The sequence below is a fragment of the Amycolatopsis rhizosphaerae genome, assembly GCF_007713715.1.
Classification (GTDB): Bacteria; Actinomycetota; Actinomycetes; order Mycobacteriales; family Pseudonocardiaceae; genus Amycolatopsis_E; species Amycolatopsis_E rhizosphaerae.
On sequence record NZ_VJWX01000776.1, the window covers coordinates 1 to 1,986 of the forward strand.

Consider the following 1,986-nt stretch of genomic DNA (forward strand, 5'->3'; position numbering starts at 1 on the left):
GGGCCACCCGTCGGCGCCGGCTGCGGGGGTTGCGGTGGCTGTCCGCCGGACGCCGGGGTTTCCCGGCCCCCATCGGCGGGCCTTCCACTGCTGCCGGAAGGCCCGTGGTCCTCGCGCCTGCCGAGGTCGCCGGTGGCTTGGCCACCGTTGTGGCCCGAATGCCCGTGGTCCTCGCCGGAGTGGCCGCCGTTCCCGCCGTTCCCGCCGTTTTCGCCGGAGCGGTTGGTGCGGCCGCCGTCCTCGTTTTCGCCGGAGTGACCCCCGTGCTCGCCGGAGTGCCCGCCGCCGTTTTCACCGGAGTGTCCGCCGTGCTCGCCGGAGTGCCCGCCGTGTTCGCCGCCGTTCTCCCCGGAATGGCCGCCGTGCTCGTCCTCGCCGCTCTCGTGGCCGTGGCTGCCGATGTCCTTGGCCGTGCTGCGGATGTCCTTCGCGTCGCTGGCGATGTCCTTGGCGTCGCTGGAGATGCTCTTGGCGTCACCCGCGATGTTCTTGCCGATGTCCATCAGGTCGCCGAGGCTGCCCACGTCCTTGATCTTGGCCAGCTGCGAGCCGATGTCCTGAATGGACTTCCACATCGACTGCACCTTCGAGATGATGTCCTTGATCATCTCGATGATGCTGAAGATCTGGTTGGCGATGTCGATCGCGTCGATGATCGTGGTGGCCTCGGCCGCCCAGCCCGCGACCGGGATCAGTGCCTTCGCCCCGATCTCGATCAGCTTGTCGATCAGCTTCTTGAGCAGTTTCAGCGCTTCCCGCGCCAGCGACTCGGAGCCGTCGGCGACCGCGTTGAAGCCCTTGGCGATCAGCTTCGCGATCTGACCCTCGACCAGGAGGCCGGCCTTCCAGCCGATGTCCACGTAGGCCTTGTGGGCGAGTGAGGACGGGCCCTTCCAGTTCGCGGTGGCGATCTTCGCGTTCCCCGACATGGTGGCGGAGAACTGCTTCATCGCGTCGCCGATGGTGTCCCAGGCCGCGGCGTTCTGGCGCATCTTGCTGAAGTCGCCGGTGAGCGGCTTGATCACCACGTCGACCAGGCTCTTCCCCGCGATGTGCTGGAAGACCCAGTCGACGGCCATCACCTCGAAGCCGGCGTTTTCCACCAACTGCTTGACGTCGGAACCATCGCCGGGCTCCGGAGGCTGGAGGACGTCGGTGATCTCCGAGCCGTCGGAGAACTGGCCGCTCGGCTCGGTCGGCTGGAACCCGCCATCGCTGGAACCACCGTCACCGGAGCCGCTGTCGCCCTCGCCGGAGCCGCCTTCGCCGCCGTTGCCGTTCTCGCCGCCGCCTTCGCCGCGGCCGCCGTTGCCGTTGTCGCCGCCGTGTTCACCGCGGCCGCCGTTGCCGTTGTCGCCGCCGTGTTCACCGCGGCCGCCGTTGCCGTTGTCGCCGCCGTGTTCGCCGCGGCCGCCGTTGCCGTTGTCGCCGCCGTTCTCGCCGTGGCCGTTGCCGCGGCCACCGTCGTCGGTGGTGGAGGACGGAGTCGTCGAACCGTTGTCACTGGGGTGCTGACGGCCCGGCTCCTGGTTTCCGGGGTGCTGGTGGCCCGGCTCCTGATTGCCCGGTTGTCCTGGCTGACCCGGCTGCCCTGGTTGACCCGGCTGTCCTGGCTGGTGGCCGGGTTGACCCGGCTGGTGGCCTGGTTGCTGGTTGCCCGGCTGGCCGGGCTGCTGCCCGGGGCGCTGTTGACCGGGTTGCTGCGGTCCGGGTTGTTGCCCGGGGCGCTGCGGTCCCGGCTGCTGGTTGCCCGGCTGGCCGGGCTGCTGCCCAGGCCGCTGCTGACCGGGTTGCTGGGGAGGATAGTTCGGCCGCGGTGGGTAGTTCGGCTGCGGCGGGTACGACGGCTGCGGCGGGTACGTCGGCTGTTGCTGGGGCGGGTAGTTCGGCCGCGGTGGGTACGACGGCCGCGGCGGGTAGCTCGGAGCCGGCGGCATCGTCGGGTGCGACGGCGCGTTGTGCGGTGTGTTGTGGGGTGTGTTGTGT

At 70.1% G+C, this 1,986-nt stretch carries 1 pseudogene; it reads right to left on the bottom strand.

Annotation, left to right across the window (positions count from 1 at the left end):
* Positions 1–1,937: pseudogene (locus FNH05_RS36710) on the bottom strand (hypothetical protein); the annotation flags it as partial.
* Between the last annotated feature and the right edge of the window lie 49 nt (positions 1,938–1,986).